Annotated in this window: 24 protein-coding genes; 20 read left to right on the top strand and 4 right to left on the bottom strand. The window is 62.8% G+C overall.

The window, feature by feature from the left end; translation table 11 throughout:
- The first annotated feature begins 225 nt into the window (after window positions 1–225).
- The 6 genes from GGQ88_RS19250 (at window position 226) to GGQ88_RS19225 (ending at window position 3,122) form a co-directional block, all read left to right on the top strand.
- Window positions 226–618 carry a hypothetical protein gene (locus GGQ88_RS19250; RefSeq protein WP_183615089.1) on the top strand — a complete coding sequence of 131 codons (393 nt, stop codon included), beginning with the start codon at window positions 226–228 and terminating at the stop codon, window positions 616–618.
- 47 nt (window positions 619–665) lie between these two features.
- Complete coding sequence (locus tag GGQ88_RS19245; RefSeq protein WP_183615088.1) at window positions 666–1,307, top strand: hypothetical protein; 642 nt, start codon at window positions 666–668, stop codon at window positions 1,305–1,307.
- 12 nt (window positions 1,308–1,319) lie between these two features.
- Window positions 1,320–1,943, top strand: a complete 624-nt coding sequence (locus GGQ88_RS19240; protein ID WP_054590613.1) for a DUF6927 domain-containing protein — start codon at window positions 1,320–1,322, stop codon at window positions 1,941–1,943.
- 16 nt (window positions 1,944–1,959) lie between these two features.
- Window positions 1,960–2,160 (top strand): hypothetical protein, encoded by a 201-nt coding sequence (locus GGQ88_RS19235; RefSeq protein ID WP_183615087.1) that lies wholly within the window; start codon window positions 1,960–1,962, stop codon window positions 2,158–2,160.
- Window positions 2,161–2,272: 112 nt separating this feature from the next.
- Complete coding sequence (locus GGQ88_RS19230) at window positions 2,273–2,623, top strand: antitoxin Xre/MbcA/ParS toxin-binding domain-containing protein (protein WP_054735742.1); 351 nt, start codon at window positions 2,273–2,275, stop codon at window positions 2,621–2,623.
- Window positions 2,624–2,627: 4 nt separating this feature from the next.
- Window positions 2,628–3,122 (top strand): RES family NAD+ phosphorylase, encoded by a 495-nt coding sequence (locus GGQ88_RS19225; RefSeq protein ID WP_183615086.1) that lies wholly within the window; start codon window positions 2,628–2,630, stop codon window positions 3,120–3,122.
- Window positions 3,123–3,129: 7 nt separating this feature from the next.
- On the opposite strand, the gene GGQ88_RS19220 is transcribed toward GGQ88_RS19225, so the two are convergent.
- Window positions 3,130–3,627 (bottom strand): hypothetical protein, encoded by a 498-nt coding sequence (locus tag GGQ88_RS19220; RefSeq protein WP_183615085.1) that lies wholly within the window; start codon window positions 3,625–3,627, stop codon window positions 3,130–3,132.
- A gap of 67 nt (window positions 3,628–3,694) precedes the next feature.
- Here GGQ88_RS19220 and GGQ88_RS19215 point away from each other — a divergent pair, with 67 nt between their 5' ends.
- The 14 genes from GGQ88_RS19215 to GGQ88_RS19150 all read left to right on the top strand — a co-directional run bounded on the left by GGQ88_RS19215 (window position 3,695) and on the right by GGQ88_RS19150 (window position 14,193).
- A complete protein-coding gene (locus tag GGQ88_RS19215) occupies window positions 3,695–4,981 on the top strand; it encodes a hypothetical protein (protein ID WP_183615084.1) in 1,287 nt (428 codons plus the stop codon).
- 47 nt (window positions 4,982–5,028) lie between these two features.
- Window positions 5,029–5,664: a DUF7007 domain-containing protein gene (locus tag GGQ88_RS19210; RefSeq protein WP_183615083.1), complete on the top strand. Its 636-nt coding sequence runs from the start codon at window positions 5,029–5,031 to the stop codon at window positions 5,662–5,664.
- Window positions 5,665–5,767: 103 nt separating this feature from the next.
- Entirely contained in the window at window positions 5,768–7,441 is a 1,674-nt protein-coding gene (locus GGQ88_RS19205) for an ATP-binding protein (RefSeq protein ID WP_183615082.1), read from the top strand.
- A gap of 59 nt (window positions 7,442–7,500) precedes the next feature.
- Window positions 7,501–7,872, top strand: coding sequence for a DUF3768 domain-containing protein (locus tag GGQ88_RS19200; RefSeq protein ID WP_183615081.1), 372 nt, complete (start codon window positions 7,501–7,503; stop codon window positions 7,870–7,872).
- A 72-nt stretch (window positions 7,873–7,944) separates the two neighbouring features.
- Window positions 7,945–8,295 carry a hypothetical protein gene (locus tag GGQ88_RS19195; RefSeq protein ID WP_183615080.1) on the top strand — a complete coding sequence of 117 codons (351 nt, stop codon included), beginning with the start codon at window positions 7,945–7,947 and terminating at the stop codon, window positions 8,293–8,295.
- 215 nt (window positions 8,296–8,510) lie between these two features.
- Window positions 8,511–9,011, top strand: a complete 501-nt coding sequence (locus GGQ88_RS19190) for a DUF736 domain-containing protein (RefSeq protein ID WP_183615079.1) — start codon at window positions 8,511–8,513, stop codon at window positions 9,009–9,011.
- Window positions 9,012–9,195: 184 nt separating this feature from the next.
- On the top strand, window positions 9,196–9,711 hold the full coding sequence (locus tag GGQ88_RS19185; protein ID WP_183615078.1) for a hypothetical protein: 516 nt from the start codon (window positions 9,196–9,198) through the stop codon (window positions 9,709–9,711).
- Window positions 9,705–10,076, top strand: coding sequence for a hypothetical protein (locus tag GGQ88_RS19180; protein WP_183615077.1), 372 nt, complete (start codon window positions 9,705–9,707; stop codon window positions 10,074–10,076). The genes GGQ88_RS19185 and GGQ88_RS19180 overlap by 7 nt, the downstream gene beginning before the upstream one ends.
- A 76-nt stretch (window positions 10,077–10,152) precedes the next feature.
- Complete coding sequence (locus GGQ88_RS19175; RefSeq protein WP_183615076.1) at window positions 10,153–10,455, top strand: type II toxin-antitoxin system Phd/YefM family antitoxin; 303 nt, start codon at window positions 10,153–10,155, stop codon at window positions 10,453–10,455.
- Complete coding sequence (locus tag GGQ88_RS19170) at window positions 10,436–10,840, top strand: hypothetical protein (protein WP_183615075.1); 405 nt, start codon at window positions 10,436–10,438, stop codon at window positions 10,838–10,840. The genes GGQ88_RS19175 and GGQ88_RS19170 overlap by 20 nt, the downstream gene beginning before the upstream one ends.
- 469 nt (window positions 10,841–11,309) lie before the next feature.
- Complete coding sequence (locus tag GGQ88_RS19165) at window positions 11,310–11,645, top strand: single-stranded DNA-binding protein (protein ID WP_069052184.1); 336 nt, start codon at window positions 11,310–11,312, stop codon at window positions 11,643–11,645.
- A gap of 138 nt (window positions 11,646–11,783) precedes the next feature.
- Window positions 11,784–13,106, top strand: a complete 1,323-nt coding sequence (locus tag GGQ88_RS19160) for a hypothetical protein (RefSeq protein WP_183615074.1) — start codon at window positions 11,784–11,786, stop codon at window positions 13,104–13,106.
- A gap of 142 nt (window positions 13,107–13,248) precedes the next feature.
- A complete protein-coding gene (locus tag GGQ88_RS19155; protein WP_183615073.1) occupies window positions 13,249–13,437 on the top strand; it encodes a hypothetical protein in 189 nt (62 codons plus the stop codon).
- 228 nt (window positions 13,438–13,665) lie between these two features.
- On the top strand, window positions 13,666–14,193 hold the full coding sequence (locus GGQ88_RS19150) for a hypothetical protein (RefSeq protein ID WP_183615072.1): 528 nt from the start codon (window positions 13,666–13,668) through the stop codon (window positions 14,191–14,193).
- Between the two features lie 559 nt (window positions 14,194–14,752).
- Here the strand turns inward: GGQ88_RS19150 and GGQ88_RS19145 are convergent.
- The 3 genes from GGQ88_RS19145 to GGQ88_RS19135 form a co-directional block, all read right to left on the bottom strand.
- A complete protein-coding gene (locus GGQ88_RS19145; protein WP_183615071.1) occupies window positions 14,753–15,406 on the bottom strand; it encodes a cyclic nucleotide-binding domain-containing protein in 654 nt (217 codons plus the stop codon).
- Window positions 15,407–15,483: 77 nt separating this feature from the next.
- A complete protein-coding gene (locus GGQ88_RS19140) occupies window positions 15,484–16,395 on the bottom strand; it encodes an SDR family oxidoreductase (protein ID WP_183615070.1) in 912 nt (303 codons plus the stop codon).
- Window positions 16,392–17,957 carry a flavin-containing monooxygenase gene (locus GGQ88_RS19135; protein WP_183615069.1) on the bottom strand — a complete coding sequence of 522 codons (1,566 nt, stop codon included), beginning with the start codon at window positions 17,955–17,957 and terminating at the stop codon, window positions 16,392–16,394. The genes GGQ88_RS19140 and GGQ88_RS19135 overlap by 4 nt, the downstream gene beginning before the upstream one ends.
- Window positions 17,958–18,092 lie beyond the last annotated feature (135 nt).

Genomic DNA, 18,092 nt, shown 5'->3' with positions numbered 1-18,092 from the left:
CACGCTCTGAAATAATGTGAAGGAATGTTGGCAGGAAACCCCAGAACTCAGCCAATCTGGCCGCCTTCCTTCACATTATCGTCACCTCGTGATTACTGGAGATCCTCAAGGCCGACAAGACGGCGATCATCACCGCGGCCGCGAAGGCCGATCAGGCATTCAACCATCTTGCGGCCTATTCGGGCTACCAGAGCGAACCTGCGGAGGATGAAGGGGAGAAAGCCGATGAAACGGCGCCAGTTCCGGCTTGTGCTTGAGCCAGCCCCCGAGGAGGTCGTTCGCCTCACCCAGCTTCACCGTTATGCCGGCGATGTTGCAGGCCGGGGGAAGGCGCCCATTGGCGGTGTGCTGGCTGAGTATATCGCAGGCCTGTTCCCCCAGAGGGATCCACGCCAGGTGCTGGACGGTCTTCTCGGCAAGGGGGACGCCGGTTGGTCGCTTGGCACAGCTCCGGGTCAAGGCCGAACGCTCATCATCCAGACAACCGAGGCGGGCGTTGCCGTCTCGGCTGTTGCACGAATCCTCGAACAGATTGCGCCAAACACGCTCCTACGACCGATGATCTACGAGCCGTTGCCGCTGCAGGGCCTAAGCGAACATCGTCGCAGCCTGCATTGAGGGAAGGGGGATGGGGCCATTGCATCTTGCAATGGAAAGGAAGCCTCATGTCCTGCGACATCGATTACCGTTACCGCCGCGCACTCCAGCCTGATGGACTGACAACCTTCGAGAATGCGCTGCGAGCATTGAACGAGGCCGTCGATGATGTCCGCCTTGCAGGCCGGAAGGTTGGAAGCTGCCCGGCAGTGCTGCTCCTCACCCGCCACCTTCAGCGCATTGCCGACGGAAGGCCGACCGAATGTGAGGCAGACGACCAGGCGCTGCGGTCCCAGTGCATCGAACGCCTTGCCGAGCTCAAGCACAGACCGGCGATCATTGCGCTGGTCAAGCGCGGGATCGACTATCGTCCCGAAGAGCTGCGCCACTACCGGCGTGAGGGCACGCGCGCACTCCGCCAGATTGCAGCAGGGATCGGGCTCGAGCATGCCGATTACCGCATCAGCTATTACACCTCACAGGAACAGCTCGCGGGCGAGCATGTGCTGGAAGCCGAAGGTATCTATGTCCGGATCAGCCCGGAAAGGTTCGGCGAGCCGGGTCTCGCCTGGCGCAACCCGTTCTGGAAACCGCCTGGCGCGGTGATGCGCAAAGCGCCGATCACCGCCCTTGCAGACATTCCCGCACTTACGGCGCGGATCGCGCGCGAATTGAAGATCGCACCTCCGGCGCAGCCGGGGCTCATCTGAAGGAGAACACGCATGGGCTGGCTTTACATGCACCGTGCCGGAATGGGGGGCTTCGACACTCCCAAGGCCTATCTCGACAATCAGCTCACATGGGAGCGCGAGAATGAAGAAACCGGCAGCTTTGAAGGATGCCGGGTCATCAGAAGCGTGTCCACAACCGGGGCCTATTACGCGGCTGTCCAGCGCTTTGGACCGAACAACCAGACCCACGCCATCTCCGCGGTGATCTGTCTGGTGCGCTGGAACCCCAAGGCCGCAGACGGCCTCCTGTTCGGCTATAAGGACATGGATGAAAACTCCGGGCCGGTGGAGGCCGGATGTCCCAGAAATATCCTCGAGGAGCTGGGGCCAACCAATCACCCTTATGCCCTCGACTGGCGCAACCGGTGCTACCGGCAGCTGCGGCTGAAGGAACGCAAGATCGCCGATGGCGACATGATCCGGCTGCCTGAACCCATGAAGTTCACCGACGGGAGCGAACACGCCGAATTCAGGGTGACAAAGCGCGGGGCGAAGATTGAACTCAGTACGCCCGATGGTCGAGGCCGGTTCCGCATCAGCAGATTGATGGAGCGCCGGTTCGAAGTCGTGCCCCCCAAGCGTGCGCCGCGCACATTCTTCCCGGCAACGCCGTAACGCTCGGGAGGTGACCATGCTGCTTCAGAGCCTCGATCCCAGAAGGGCGATCCTGTGCGGACGCGCCAATGCCGAGCGTGTCGCCATTCGGATGACCGCAAATTCCGGGCAGAGCCATGCCGTGGTGAGGACGGACAGCAAGCTCCAGCCCTTCTGCGTTATGCCTGCAGAAGAGGGCCTTCCCGGTGCGATCGAATTGCAGGTCGTGGTTTTGTAAGAGCGGGAAACCTCTGCGGTTGAACCGGAACACCTGCTGGGTCTGGGCACAGCAAACCTTGATTACCGCAAAGATTGACGCTATATCGCGTCAAAATTCATGGGAAAGTGCAATGGCGATTCAAAACTACGCTGACAACGGAGCGTTTGCTCCGCGCAAGATCGTCGACGCGCTGCGGACCACCAGCGACGAACTCGCACGCTCGCTGGGCCTCGGCAAGGACGCGATCCAGCGCAAAGACCGGATCGCGTCGACACGTACCCAGCGCCGCCTTCGCCAGATGGTCGAGGTGCTCAACAAGGTCGAGCCGCGCTTTGGCTCGGCGTTGCTGGCCTATGCCTGGTACCGCTCGGAACCGCTGCCCGGCTTCTCGGGCCAGACCGCCATGCAGCTGGTGCAAAGCAACCGGGCCGATGACGTGCTGACCTATATCGACGCGGTCGACGCCGGCGTCCACGCCTAGTCCAATGCTCTTTACCGGGCTGCTCTACCGCGCCCACAATCCGGTTTGGTCCCGCGAACCCCTCTCAGGGGAGGGGGCGGCCCGGTTTGGCGGACGGTTCAATCGCATCGGGCGCATCGCGCTCTATACTTCCCTCGCCCCTGAGACCGCGCTGCGCGAGGCCAATCAGGTTGGCACGCTGCAGCCCACCACGCTGGTCGCCTATCAGGCCGACATCGGACCGTTGCTCGATGGCCGCGATGGGGCTGCATTGCGGCCTTTCGGTATCGCACCGGCTGAGCTCGCCGACCCGGCGTGGCGTGATAAGATGCTCTCAGGCAAGGCGGTCCCGACGCAAGACCTGGCGGAGGCCGCGATCGCGCAAGGCTATGCCGGCATCGTTGTCCCGAGTTACGCCCGCGGCGCCCCCGCGGACGCGCTCAATCTGGTCCTGTGGGACTGGGACGGGCGCATCACGCTTGTTGATGACGCCGACCGGCTTGGCCTTCGCAATAACTGATGGCCGCTTATTCCTCGATCATCCCTCCAAGACCGGGATCGAGATACCACGATGGTCCTTCAATAAAGTCGGCATTGCGGGCAGGAACAGGGCCATCAGGCTCTGACGAGACGTAAGGGTTGACCATCGGCGCAGGGTGCTGGCCCGAGCGCAGAATGTGCCCCGACATCTGGCACCGCGGCCCGAGGAGCTCGAAGAGCCATTCGAGATCGTCGAGCATCTGGACAACCCCGCGCCCTGCCAGCGCGTAGTAAAGACAGCGCTGATAGTCATCGCAATGGCAGGACAGGATCTGTGTCAGCCGGGCCTTGGCATTGGGCAGGCCCTGAAAGACGCCCTGCAAGGTCTCGTAGAGCTCGCGCGCCGAGTAATAAGCATCGAACGGCTCCACTCCGATCGAGGCATTGGCGAGCATACGTTTGGTTGGGCGGCAATTCGGATCAAGCGCCGCGTCGCGCAGCGTGACATCGAGGTCGAACTTGCCGATATCAAAGACCTTGTTCATTATTTGTGGGCTCCTGCAGATTATGAACATACCGTGAACAAATGACAGGGTCAAGGCGTCATCATGCATGTGGCTGGTAGGTAAGGACACCACAGGAAAGACCGGCAGGGTCGCGATCAGCGACGAGCTGAAGGCTGCGCTGGTGCGGTGGTATACAGGCCGGGGCAGCGAGGCCGACCACCGCGCTTCAGTCTCACTGGTCTCGACCGCGCGAGAGAACCACAAGTGGATCGCCTGCGATTGCCTTGGGGCAGAGCGGCCGCCGCCGCTGATGAGCGCGGCCTATCTCAGTTTTCAGGAGACCTATTACCTCCGGCGCCTTACTGCGCGGCCAGGCCACGAGCCAGGTTGCCCGTTTCATCTGCCGCAGGCGCCACCGCGCATCCGCGAGACCGTGAAGGATTCGCTCTATGCTATTGGCCTACCAAAAGGCCTGTTCAGTGCCCACCAGAAGGCACCGGAGAAGCTTGCACAAAGGCCAGAGGACATAGAGCCTGACGACCGCTCACGCGGCGTCGCCATCCCGCGCCTGGGCAAGCTACTCTGGCTTCTGCTCGAACGCGCAGGCTCGAACATCCTGCGCGAATTACCGCCCAGTGGCAGGCGCGCAGGCTCGATCAGCGAAGAAATGCACCACCTCAAGCGCGCAGCCGAGGGCCTCGAGATCGCGCCGGGCATTCGGCTGTCGGATCACCTCTACACCAACGCCATCGATTACGAGAAGCGGCGGGTCCATGCCCGGTTACGGGCTGCCGCCGAGACCTGGCCGCCCGAGTTTGCGCCGCAGTCCTTCCTGCTTCTCGAAGCAAGCGAGGTCACATCGAGCGAAGTGGTGACGGGGCTCGGAACTGTCGAAATCCGCAATCGCATCCAGCACACTGGGATCATCCGGGCCGAGGTCGAGCCACCCTTTCTCGTGCTGGCCGTCGTCGGCGAGCATAGTCGGCGCGAAGGATACCTGGCGCTGCGCGCCTATGCCCAGCCTGTCTTCAGCGGGAACCAGTTCGTGCCCGCCGAGCGCGACCATGATCGCGACGTGCTGCGCGCGCTCCAACAGGCCCAATATGAACTGCGCCGTCTCGGTGTCAGGATGGCGGTCAAAAAGGTCCTCTTTGACATAACGCTGGCTGCGGGCTCAGCGAGGCCGGATTTCCTGGTGGCGCTGCTCGATGAGCATAGCGGGGTGGAGTGCAAGTTCGCGCTCCAGATCCTGCAGTCGGATGATGCTGACTATCTTGAACTGCGCAGCATCGAGCGCGAGCGTCTCGGTCAGGCCGGGATTGTCGTATGCCTGCCGGTGAGCAGCGTGACGCCTGAGGCAATTATCAGCGAAGCCCGCAGCCTTCTCGAGTGAAGGGGAGGGGGAGGATTTGAGCGAACCTGAAGAAGGAGAGTTCGCTCATGACATGTTTTGCCCCGTCGCCGCGCCCATCGACATCGATCTGGGGCGCAGTCCAGCAGGCCGATCAGCTTGGCCCCGGCATTTGGTCGGTGATGACCGCCAGCCACGGCGGCATCATTCTGTCCGATCAGAGGCAGGCCGCCATGCCGCCGGCGCTACTGATCGAGGGCGGCTCCTACGAGGAAGACTGCGACTGGGCGCTCCCGATCCTTGCCTTCGCCAGCGAGCTTGAACGCCAGCGCTCCTGCTCCGCGGGCTTTCTGCAGCTTGCCCGCGATACCGCGCGGTGTTGGCACCCGGACCGCTTCGGTGCCTTTACCGGAGAGGCCGTCGAGGAGAATGCGTCCGCGATCCTGCGGACGCGCAAGGCCTATATGGCCGTGATCGGCGAATTCTGCGTGACCAGCGCCTGGGGCGATTGGGCCGAATGGGTGCCGGAAGGCAAGGTCGGCGTGATTGCCCGGCAAGTCGAACGCGTCGATCACCTTGGCCGACCAACCTATGGCGAGGCCGAAGTCTGCGCGCTCATCGCCAAGGACCTCTACGCCGCGCGCGGCGAGGTCACGGCGCTGCGCGATACGGCGCACGAGGTCATCCCGATACCTGAGGCCCTGCGGCCCAAGCGAGTCGGATGAAGAGCAGGCCGAAGGCCACCCGGCTCTGGCCAGGCATTGATCCGCCTATCTGAAGGGGAGGGGGAGGGGAAGGGCGAACCAGTGCGATGAAGGACCCTTTGCCATGAACCTGACAGTCATCCGACCCAGCGTCAGCCCGAAGACGATCACCAAAGTCACACGCCTCTTTAACGGCACCATCGGCGATATCCTCGGCGAGCTCCTCCAGAACAGTCGCCGCGCTGGCGCTTCCCGGATCGATATCGCCTGCTGCGCGGATCAGGACGGAGCGCGCCTGACCCTTGTCGATGATGGGTCCGGGGTAGCCGATCCCCAGACCATGATTGCGCTGGGGGATTCGGGCTGGAGCCAGCACATCCATGAGGCCGAAGACCCGGCAGGCATGGGTGTCTTCAGCCTGGCGGGCAAGGATACCCGGATCAGCACGCGTCATGCCGATGCCGACACCGGATGGTCGGTCCATGTCCCAGCGGATGGCTGGACCGGTGCGCAGGACATTGCCGTGGTGCCCCTGGCTCGCCCGGTTGGGACGACCATCACCTTCCTGATGCCCGGGGTGAGCGAGCAGACGACCGAGCGGATTCTGCGCGAGGTCGCGAAGTTCTACCCGCTGCCGGTGTTCTTCAATGGCGCGCACGTGCCGCGCGAGGACTTTCTCGCAAAGGCGATCTACATCGCCGAGTGGAACGGCAGCCAGATCGGCGTGTTCGAGGGGCGCGAATACCACCAGGACCCCACGACGAACTTCCATGGCATGGTGCTCACCCGCAAGCTTGCCAGTGTGTCGGAGAGCCTTGGCGGCAAGACCTACCATGCCCGGCTCGATATCGGGGCCACGCCGGGCCTTGCCCTTGTGCTCCCGGCGCGCAAGGAATTCGTCGAGAACGCCGCATTTGCGGCGCTGCAGGCAGCGTGCAAGCGCACGATCTATGCCGCGCTGGCGCACAGTGGCCAGCACCGGCTTTCCTTCGAGAACTGGAAGGAAGCCCGCGATCTTGGGGTTGCCCTGCCGGAGGCCGACCCCTGCCTGCCCCGCTGGCATGCGGCCATCGCGGAGAGCGACAACGTCAATGTTGAGTATGAGGAAGTCGCAGCAGGTGCGGACACGATCCTTGTCGCGGATCTTGAGCCCGATATTGCACAGGGGCTGGAGCGCGCGCTGCGCGATCACCCTTTGCGCCCACACCTCGTCGAGAACCATCCCGCCTACGCTGGCTATGGCTGGTATGACGCGCTGCATCAGCTCGGCAACGTGCGCTTCTATGTTGCAGCCGGGGAGCAGGGCCACGTCATCGCCGAGAACGGCAGCTTTCCGCCGCTCGATGACCATGTTCGTGCCGAGACGATCGAGCTGAGGTTCTGTGTCTTCCACCGCTCCAGCGAAACGCAGCGCGAAGAACGGATCCCGGCAGATGTGGCCTTCGTCGTGGGCGAGGATGGCTGGTACAGCGGTGTCGACCAGATCCGCATCGCTTATGTGCCGGGTCCGGCGCTGACCCCCGAAACGCTGGTTCATCTGATCGAGAACGTCTGTTTCTGCGCTAGCGACGACAGCGAGGCCGACTCCTGGGACACCCAGCACGAGCACTTCTTGCGCGATGCGCGCGAGCTCGCGGCCCGGGTGCTGCTCGGCGAAGACGAGGCCATTGCGGCGCGTATCCGCGACACGCTCGCCAGCATCCTGTGGGTCATTCCCAAGGATCGGCAGGTTGCCATTACCGTCGCCCCCGGGACCGCGATCAATGTTCAGCTATCCGCTTGTCAGCCTGCGGGCTGAGGTTCGCGAGGCCGTCCGGTTGCCCGCTGATCGCCCCTTTGATCGGGAGGAGACCTCCAATGCATGACACATCCGACCTCTCTTGCGCTCGGCAGCGCACCGAGCGGATCGCGCTGCTCAATGATGCCGCACGCCAGGGCCGTGACCGAACGGCCCGCATCGTCATGACCTCCGGGCTGCTTGCAGAACTCGGCGGCGACACGGTGGCACAAAGCATGATGGCACAGGCCCGGCTGATGGCCGCTCTGCGCCATTGCACCTTCGCCCCGGATTCGCCCGAGCGAGACTTTGCAAGCCTGGATGTCGATGGCATCAAGGTGCTGATGAAAGTCGATTATTACGACACCGAACTGGCGTTCGGGTCAGAGGATCCGGCCAATCCAGCGATGACACGGCGCGTCATCACGCTGATGCGGCCAGCGGACTACTGATCATTGTGAAGGGCAGGCATTTCGCTGCGTGACCGGGCAGCCGCCCAAGCCCGATGCGGAGGTAAACGGCGCATGAGCAGACACAAAGTACCGCTTCGTGACGGGATTGCGGCGGCAAGTGCCTATGTTGGCTGGGACCGCCCCTTGCAGACATACTTTGCGCAGGTTCTGAGCGCGCCTGACGAGGACGGGGAGGAGACCGAACTTGTGTGGGTCGGAACAGACTTCGGCGAGCTGCCCCGCGCGGTTGAAGCAATCCGCGTGCTCGAACCCTATTGCCATATCGATGCAAGTCTTGCCGCACAGCTCGAGATCGACAGGATGGCCTGCCTCGCCACGCGCGATGGACCCAATCAGCTCGAAGCCAAGGCCTTCATGGCGCGCCTTAGCCAGATCAAGGACAGGTCGGAGCCTGAAGCCTAAGTCAGCGAAACAGGCGTGGTGAGGGGAGCACTGGCAGGTGATCGCCTCACCACACCGCAGGGGTCCATGGACCGTCTCGGCCCTTTGGATGGGCCGGCAAGAATTACGCGCGCCTGCGGTTGCTGGCGCACGGGCCGGGCCAAGGGCCCGGGGGGGAGGGGGAAGGGAGAAGGTGCTCCGGACAAGGGGTTCGGACAACATCAGGAGAATGTGACATGAACATCGGCACCCTCAAGGCCAACGCAGAAGGCGTTCACATCGGCCGCATCACCACCCTGACCTTCAGCGCGACCGTCGCCCTGCGGGCCTTCGACTCCACCAACGAGCGGGCACCCAAGTTCGACCTCATGGCGCTCTCGGCCGACCGCCGCAGCTGGGTCAAGATCGGCGCGCTCTGGGAATACTCGTCGAACGAGACCGGCGAGTGCTTCCTGTCGGGCCAGATCGACGATCCCAGCCTCTCGGCGCCGATCACGGTTGCCATGTTCCAGCAGAACGATGGCAGCTACAACGTCGCCTGGCGCCGGTCGAAGCCCAAGGCCTCGCTCGACGGCTTCGGCAGCGAAAGCGAAGGCGCCCTGCCGCCGCTCACCGCCACCGGCGACGAACCGGCCAGCGACCGCAGCGTTGACAGCGCCGCTGCCACCGGCGACGGTCTGGGCGAGAGCACCGCGCCGGCACCCAAGGGCAAGACGCGCGCGAGCGTTGACGCCTGACCGGGACAAGCCCCCCGTGACCGGTGCCGCGACCCGCGCCGGTCACATCGGGAAGGCCCGTCCGCGCATTTGTCGCGGGCGGGCCTTTTCTTTTGCCCACTGCTTGCAAGCTGAGCCGACCTGCTGCGGCAACACGGCCAACCAAAGGGAAGGGGGAGAAGCCGTTCAAGCAAAGGAGGCTTGAATGGCAAAAACAAACTGGACACTCGATCTTGGCGGCGCGCCTTCGAATGAGGACGGCGCGCAAATCGGCCACACCCCGAACTTCACCATCGTGAATACCGCCGAAGCCATGCTCTACAGGGCTGCGCTGATCGGGGTTGCCGGTTCGCCGCCTGCCGGCATCAGTTTGCGGATCAAGGCCAACGCCCATGATTTCGGAACCTACCGGACGGTCGAGGCGAGCGTTGACGACGAACAGGACGATGGCAGCCATGCCAGCTATCTCGAGACCCTCGAGACCGGCATCGCCTTCTGGCATCAGGCCGGGTTTGCGCCGCCTGAGTTCGCCAAGCTGACGGCCAGCGATCAGCTTGCGGGTTTCGTCTTGGATGCCGTCGCAAGCGCGCTGCGGATCACACGGCCGAGCAGCACCGGCACATTCTTTCCGGAATCCTCCGGACCGATCCATCGCAACCTCACCGCAGCCTTTCCGGAAGCGGCGCAGCGCGCCTTTCCCGAAGGGGCCGTGCCATGCTGAGCGACAGCGAGCGCTTCGCCTTCAGCGCCTGGCGGATCCATGCCTTCGCCTCGACGGGCAATGCCTACGACGCCGTGCAGACCGACGAGACTATCGCTACTGGCGATACGCTGCTTGTCCTCGACGAACGGGTCGTCGGTGTCGCGATGACCTGGCCCTTTGCTATCACCGCAGAGGCAGGCAAGCTTCATGCGGTCTGTGAACCCGGCGCTGGCGAAACCCTTGGGCACATTGAAAAGGCGCTCGATGTTCCAGACGGGTCAATCGCTCGAGCCTGCCGCCTCGCAAGGACTCTCGGCTTTGCGATTGATGCGGGCCTCGTCCCATTATTGCCGGAGCTGCCGGCGACAGAGGTGGAAGGCTAGCGCGGCAATCGTCGTCGCAGAAATCTTGCTATTTTGGCAATAATTGCTATTTTGGGTGCCACGAGGAGATACCACCATGCCAGCGACGGCCAATGAGCACCCCAGGATTCCCCTGACCCGGTTTCACAACAACACCGGCGAGTTCCTCGACCTTGCGACCAAGCAGCCGGTCGTCCTGACCAGCCATGGCCGCGAGCGGCATGTGATCGCAGATAGCGAATATTTCCGCCATCTTGAACAGGCGGCGCGCGGTATGATCGCAGATCACATGAATATCGAAGCTGTCGCTTCGTCCGACATGACCGACGCCGACCGCCAAGCGTTCGCCAATGCACGGCCCTCGGACAGCGAACTCGCCAATGACCGCTGGGAAGACTGACCGCCCCGCCGCAGGCCATATCCTCCGATACGTCTACCTCTTCGAGGAAGAGCAGCGCCAAGGCCGCGATGAGGGCGTCAAGGAACGCTTTGTCGTCATCGTGGGTGTCGAGGGCTCACGCTATCTGGTCGCCGCGATCACGACCAAGGGCGAGGGGCGCAAGAACGCCATCGTGATCCCCGATGAGATTGCGCGCACAGCTGGCCTTGCTCCCGGTAGCGCAATCGTCATTTCGGAATTCAACCGGTTCACCTGGCCCGGGTTCGATATAAGGCCCCTTATGAAGCAGCCCGGGTACATTGCCGGACGACTCCCACCGCGGTTCACGGCAAAGATCATCGATGCCATAGCAGCCTGGAGAGCAGCTCCCGTCGATCGGGATTGATTGGCGCTACGTGCAAACAGGCAGCCCCCTTGGGGCCTTGTCCGATTGTGCATCAACGCCAGGCCAGTGGCACCAACCTTGCGGATCGGCACCCCAGATAGCCAAGGTCAGGTGTTCCGGACGACTGCCGCAAAGGGACTATTCGCTCACCGAAATCGGCGAGTACGGACGATCAATCATGCGATCATCCTTGATAACAGCAAGCCGAGACGCGGCGAGGTTGATATTCAGGCACGCAATCAGCCCCTGTGCCACCCGCACGTCCGCCGCCCAGTGCCCCTGCCTCTCTGGTCGAGCTTAGGGCCAACCTGCAGAAATGCGAGCCGTGTTGCCCGGCAAGCCGGGCTGCCCGCACCACCTCGATTTCCGAGGTTTCCCGCGCGCGAGGGCGCGCGGTGTCCCAGCTCTCCCGCCGAGGCTCGATAAGGGCACCGGCGGACGAGCCGTCGGCACCAAGGAGGCTCTTGCAATGAACATCGTCAACCTCGTCGGCCGTCTCGCCAAGGATCCCGTAGCCCGCGATCGCAGCGACACCCGTATCACCGAACTGATCCTCGTGACCGAACGTCCGGTCATCCGCGACGGCAAGGTCCAGAAGGATCCTGAAACCGGCTACCCCGTCAAGGATGCCGAATTCCACAAGGTCACTGTCTTCAACGGCATGGGGCTCCCGCTGCGCCAGCACAAGGCCAAGGGCGACCAGCTCGCTGTGACGGGCCGCATCCACTACTCGCGCTGGCAGGACGCCGAAGGCAATGACCGCTACGGCTGCGAGATCATCGCCGAGAACGTCGAGTTCCTGTGACCATCAGGAGGGCGGCGCTTCGGTGCCGCCCCTCGCTTCGCTCGACAGGCGAAGCTCGCCGGCCTGATCGGCCAAAAAACCATCCTGACCGACGACGACAAACGCCATAGTAAGACTGCAACCAGGAGGAGCCGCCACATGTCGATTACCTTCCCTCGGAAGTTCGCCATCGGGGGAGTGCCTGTCACGAACATCAAGGAAGGGTTGAAATCTCTTTCCAGAACGAGTGATCCCGGCTCCTTTGTCGGCCTTCGTTCTGTCTTTCCGACCCTCATTCACGGATCGCATGCCCTCGAAATCGCAAGCTTGCTTGGTTTGCTCGACGATGAGCGATCCGAACTGACCCCGACAGGCAGGGCGGTTGCCCATTCACGCAGCGTCGTGAAAACCGAGTTGACCAAGGCGCGCGCCGTCCTCGACCAGTTGCTCGCGCGATTTGAGGCGATCAATGCCGACCCCGATCGCCTGATCAGCATCAACAGGGTCTACCTTTACGGCAGCGTCATGCGCGGCGATCCTCTCGTTGGCGACATCGACCTCGAGATCGAAGCCTCGCGGGGTCCTGCCTACGCGAACGACCTTCAGGCATATCTCAGGGGATGCCTCGCCTTTGTCCGACAGTTCGCGCCCAACTATGTGCCTCCCGTCTACATGGCCGAGAGTGGCAAGGCGATGGACCATCTCATCTTCGGCACACGACGAGCGCCGATTCTGAAGGGAGCCATGATCAATGGCAGGAACCTCAGCACGATCCCGGCACCTTGTCAGCTGATCTACACCATTCAGAACGGGATCGACCTGAACGCCCCGTTCCTCAAGACCCATCCTGATTATGATCCGGCAATTGAAACAACCCACGAAGTCCCGCACCTCGCATCGATCGAAGTTCCCGCATTCGGAGTCCCAGAGCCGGTTGACGCCCGATTCATCGCGAAGTTCCATCCCTCCGGGCGGATTGCCGCCCATGATTTTGCCTCACCGACGTCCAACCTGCTGGCGAGGCTACTGCGGGTGTATGAACGGCAATCCAGCACGCTGAAGGTCCATGTGAGCGGCGATACGCTCGACCCCGCCTTCGCCAAACGAAGCGGCCTCACGGACGACCTGAGCCCCAAGGGAACCATTGTCCTGACGGCCGAGACCGATCGCAGCGAACTGCGATCCTTCATGAAAATTGAGCGTAAAGTGGCGATGATTGATGCGATGCTGACGGTTGACCTGAAGGTCGGTGACCTCGCGACATTGCAGCGCCGCCGGAGCGATGAAGCACACGCCAACTGTCTCGCCGTGGTTGCAGCCACAATTCATATGGCAGACCGATTCCACGCGGTCGCACTCAACCAGGCGGGCAACAATTACCCAATAGAAGCGACGGTGACGACAGCCAGCTCGGTTCCGGACGCGATCGGTCCATTGATCCAGCAATTCGACTCCGGGTTAAGCGGATCAATAGATTCCTGACGTGGACGCGCGCCTGCCGCTATGCCCGCCGCAGCCATGCGGCATCGACGTCACTCTCCCAAGCACCCCCTCAAGACCCTCGGTCGATCATTGTCCCCGTCGCATCGATCTTTGCGCCGCGGTGACCACAGCTGCACCTGAGATGCTGCGCGACCACCGCAAGCTTCATCGGGATCGACTTGGCGAAGCATTGATCGCGCAACCTGGACGCCGGGATGATCACGACGCGGCGGCACCTTCTGCATTCAACCTGCGCATTGAGACCATACCGGACCAGATCGGCGACAGTGTCGAGACGCTTGCTTCCCATAGGCGCCGTAGAACATCATGAGAACATGATCGTCAACCGCAATGGAGCACCTCCGCAGGGAGTCGCGTCTCCCGACCTTCGGCCGGGACCGAGCTCTACTGCGCGCATCGTCGGCCGAGCGGGCCAGGTGGGACTTGAGCTGCGAGATCATCGCCGAGACCGTCCAGTTCCTCTGATCGATCAGTCGGCACCCTTCCAGATGCCGCCCTTTCGAACTATCAGAACCCCAACAGTAAAAGGCGACCCACGATGAGCCGGAAACCGTATCGCAGCTCGCAGTTCACGCATGAAGATGACTATCGCATCAGCTTTCCGCCGAAGCTCATCGATGTCTATATGTGCCTGACTTTGAAAGATATCAGCGTGCGGTACTTGCTGGACGCAACGGCGCACGGTGACGCGGCCAGGCTCAGCATTACGGCAAACGCCCAAGGATTCCGCACTGATGATGGAAGCATAATGTCCATCGGGTGGTGCGACATTGACCTCATAACAGATTGGCACATCCAGCACGATTTCGAGGAAGGCGACTGGAAACCTTGGGAAGCATTCCGAAACCTTCCCCAAGGGTACATCGGGCTTCTCGACCCGCTCCATTCGCCAAATCGCGGCGCAATGGACGATGTGACCTCGATCGGCGCCATCGTTCTATCGGACCGGGCGATTGACCGGATTACGACCCACACCCGCGCTCAGCCAGAAGCCGAAATCAAGATTACGGGACAATTAAGCGAGGCGGATTTGGTCGCCGTAACCAACATCAACCTAAGCCACTGATCTCAAGGGGTGGCGTCCCCCTGCCTTCGGCCGGGACCGCGCTCTATTCCGCTCGGCGCCGCAGCCCTGGCTCAGCTGAAGCTTCGCTAAGGGCTGTGCCCAAGCCTCGCTCCAACGAGCCCCAGAGGGGGTCTCGGCCCTTCGGGTGACGATCGCTGACGCATTTTGCCGCGCACCGCGCTTACGCGCTGCGGCTATAAGGAGCGGAGCTTTTCCAGCGGCTCGGGCTTCGCCCGGGCCTTACATTCCTGATAGCCCCGCCGGCTCTCGGTCCCGCCGCTCGCGGCCGACTTGCCGCGCGCACGGTCGGCGACAAATGCCGCCGCCTCGGCGGGCGACGAACCCGGCCTGCCAGACCGCGGCTCCTGCGGGAGCCGTCTCCAGTGCGGACGTCTCGGAGAGAGGCCGGTTGACTCGGCATGTCGGCTTTTGGGCGATGCCATGAGCTTGCCCAATGACCGATGATGGGTGGGTAGGCGAATGGCGGCTTTCCTAACTTAGTTGCGAGCCGCATTGGCTGGCTTGCCCCCTCTCGATCTGCAACCTCTCGCCGTGCCGCTCACGCTCGGCAAAGCCGCAATATGACCGTGAGATCGGCCAGGGCAAGCGTGCGATAACTTAAGCGCACGATGCCAGCAGCCTCCCACTCCTTCAGCACCCGATTGACGCTTTGCCGTGATGCACCAAGCATATGAGCGGCCTCCTCCTGCGAGAAGCGCAGCACTGGCGCATCGCCTGCATTGCCGCCTACGTCGATCATTTGCACGATGATCCGTGCGAGGCGCGCAGGCAACGGCAGCAGCACGGTGTCGTCCATCCGGCTGAGCACCGCCTTGTAACGCTGGCCCATCATGGCGAGGAACTGCCGTAGATAATCGGAGCGCTCGTCGATCAAGGCGTGAAGGGTGGCAGCGGGGACCATCAGCACGGTGCTGCCGACGGCGGCCACCGCATCATTGCCACGCGGTTCGCAGGTGAACAGCGATGCCTCGCCGAACCAGTGCCCCGCCGTCACCAGACCCAGCACGGCTTCACGGCCGGCAGGGCTGGTAACACTGAGGCGAATGATGCCACGCTCCACGCAGAACAGCGCATCGGGCGGCGAGCCTCGCCCGTAAAGCGCCTCACCACGCGCCAACACGCGCTGGCGTGCATGGCGGCGCAGGAGGGCGTCGAGCTCCTCATCCAGTTTTCCCGGTTCGGCCAAGCACACCCTCCGCGCCGCAAGATCGTTTCAGCAACGGCCACGTGGTTACAAAAAGCGGCGCACACAGCAAGAGCGCGACCCGCTCACCCCGCTAGTGCAGCTTTCAGACTGTCCCGCCGCGCCTTGAACATCGGAATGTCGTCGTAAGGGATGTCGGGATTGGTGCCGTTCCCCAGATGATCGAGGCGACTCTGCACGATCGGCAACTGTTCGGGGCTGGGGTAGATGTAGAACCGGTCTTCCTCGATCGCCTTGAAAGTGATCGCAGCCACTGCCTCGGGCGTGAGCGTGCCGTTGGCGAGATCCCTCGCAGAGATGGCCTGCGTGGCCAGCTGCGATCGGGTCGGTCCACTGTCATTGACGAGATCAGCGGGACGATTGCGGTAGCACTGGCTGATATTGGTGCTCACATAGAACGGGCACAACACCGCCGCCCGAACCTGTCGGCCGATCAGATCGAGGTCGTGGTAGAGGCATTCGGACATGGCCAGCACCGCGTGCTTGGAAACGCTGTAGATGCCCATGCCCGGCGCGGTCACGAGCCCAGCCATGGAAGCGGTGTTGACGATACGCCCCTCATAGCGCGGATCGGCGGCGGCGGCGGCCAGCATGCGCGGGGTGAAGCTGCGCACCCCGTTGGCAACGCCATCGACATTCACGCCGAACAGCCACTTCCAGTCCTTCTCGGTGCTTTCCCAGATCGGTCCGCCCGATGCGACACCGGCATTGTTGAAGAGCAGGTTGGCCGGGCCGAAGTTCTGTTCAGTGGCGAGCGCCAGCGCCTCGACCGAAGCAGCACTGGTCACATCGGTCAGCACGCCGATCGCCTCGGCCCCATCTGCGCGCAGGTCAGCAACGGCCTTCTCCATCGCTCCCGCTTCGACATCGGCGACCACCACCTTCATGCCGCGCCGCGCAGCCTCCTCGGCCATTGCCTTGCCGAGGCCCGAAGCCCCGCCGGTTACCACGGCCACGCCGCCTTTCATGTTCATCATCCTGCCTTCCTCATCGTTTCATGGTGTCCCATGCCGGCAGCTTCGCGCTGCATCGGCCGATAGTTGTAGGCGAACACCGGATCGGTCAGATCGATCGCGGGTATCGCCTCGCTCTCGTAGAAATAGTCCTGGCTGTGCTGCCATTCAGGCGTGTCGCCGCGCCGGGGCAGCCGGTCGAGGCTCCGCAGCAGATAGCCGGGGTTGAGGTAATCGGTATCGACCCACGGCTTCAGTTCCATGCCCTGATCTTCGGGCCTGAGCATCGGCATCACGCTGCTTGCACCGGCCTTGTGCATGTGATCGAGCAGGCGGCACACGAAGCCGGCGACCAGATCGGCGCGCAAGGTCCAGCTGTAATGGCCATAGCCATAGACCCAGGCCATGTTGGGAATGCCGGTGAACATGATCCCGCGATAGGTGACGGTCTGCGCGAAGTTGACCGGCGCACCATCGATGCTGAACGGGATTTCGCCCATCACTGCCATCTCGAAGCCGGTTGCGGTGATTACCACATCGGCATCAATGCGTTCGCCCGACGAGAGCACAATCCCTGTCTCGTCGAAGGTGCTGATCGTATCTGTTGCGACTGAAGCCTTGCCCGCCGCGATGGCCTTGAACAGATCGCCGTCCGGCACAAACGCCACGCGCTGCTGCATCGGCCGATAGGGCGGCGTGAAATGCCGTTCGACATCGAACCCTTCCGGGAGCAGCGCCTGAACGCCGCCGATCAGCATCGCCTTCAGCTTGTCAGGCGATGATTGCGCGCGGTCGAGCAGATCGGCCCGGTCGCGCACCACCTTGCGCCGCATGATCTCGTGAACCCACGCAGGGTCCACATCCAGCCTGCGCAATTCCTCGGCCAGCGCGTCAGCATTGCGACCGGCGGCAAAATAGGTGGGCGTGCGTTGCAGCATGGTCACGTGAGCACACTGGTCGGCGAGCGCCGGGATCAGGGTTGCGGCGGTGGCGCCCGAACCGATCACGGTCACGTTCTTGCCCGCCAGATCTACATCCTCTGGCCAGTGCTGGGGGTGGATTACCTGACCCTTGAACCTGTCCATGCCCGGCCATTGGGGCGTGTAGCCCTGCGCATGGCGGTAATAGCCCTGGCACATCCACAGGAAGCTCGCCTCCATCTCCACCACATCGTCGGCGTCCTTGCGTTCAACCGTGAGCCGCCAGCTGGCCGTTTCGCTGGACCAGTCGGCAGAAGTTACGCTGTGGCCATATCGGATAGAGGGACCAAGGCCCGCATCGGCGATCGCATCACCCAGATAGTCGAGGATCTGGTCGCGCGAGGCGATCGGCTGCCCGGTCCACGGCTTGAAGCCGTAGCCGAAGGTGAACAGGTCGCTATCTGACCGGGTGCCGGGATATTTGTGGATCAGCCAGGTGCCGCCATGGCCCTCAAGTGCTTCGAGAATGGCAAAGCTTAGATCCGGGCAATGCTTGCGCAGCAGGGTGGCACTGCCGATCCCGGAAATGCCCGCGCCGACGATGATCACATCGAACTTTTCGGGTTGCTGCGTGCCTGCTGCGATATTCTGCCGATCCGACACCATCTGCCTCTCCACTCCTTTGGGGCGCGGCCGGTCCCCGGCCTGGCGGCGTGCTAGACCGAGCTAGCAGGCAAGACTGTCGCCTTTGGGCATTCTATCGGATTGCGAGCTATCCTCCTCTCTAGGTGGGCAAATCAG

The organism is Novosphingobium hassiacum, assembly GCF_014196055.1.
Classification (GTDB): domain Bacteria; phylum Pseudomonadota; class Alphaproteobacteria; order Sphingomonadales; family Sphingomonadaceae; genus Novosphingobium; species Novosphingobium hassiacum.
The sequence above is the reverse complement of the archived record's forward strand: the minus strand, read 5'-3'. Positions and strand labels throughout refer to the sequence as shown.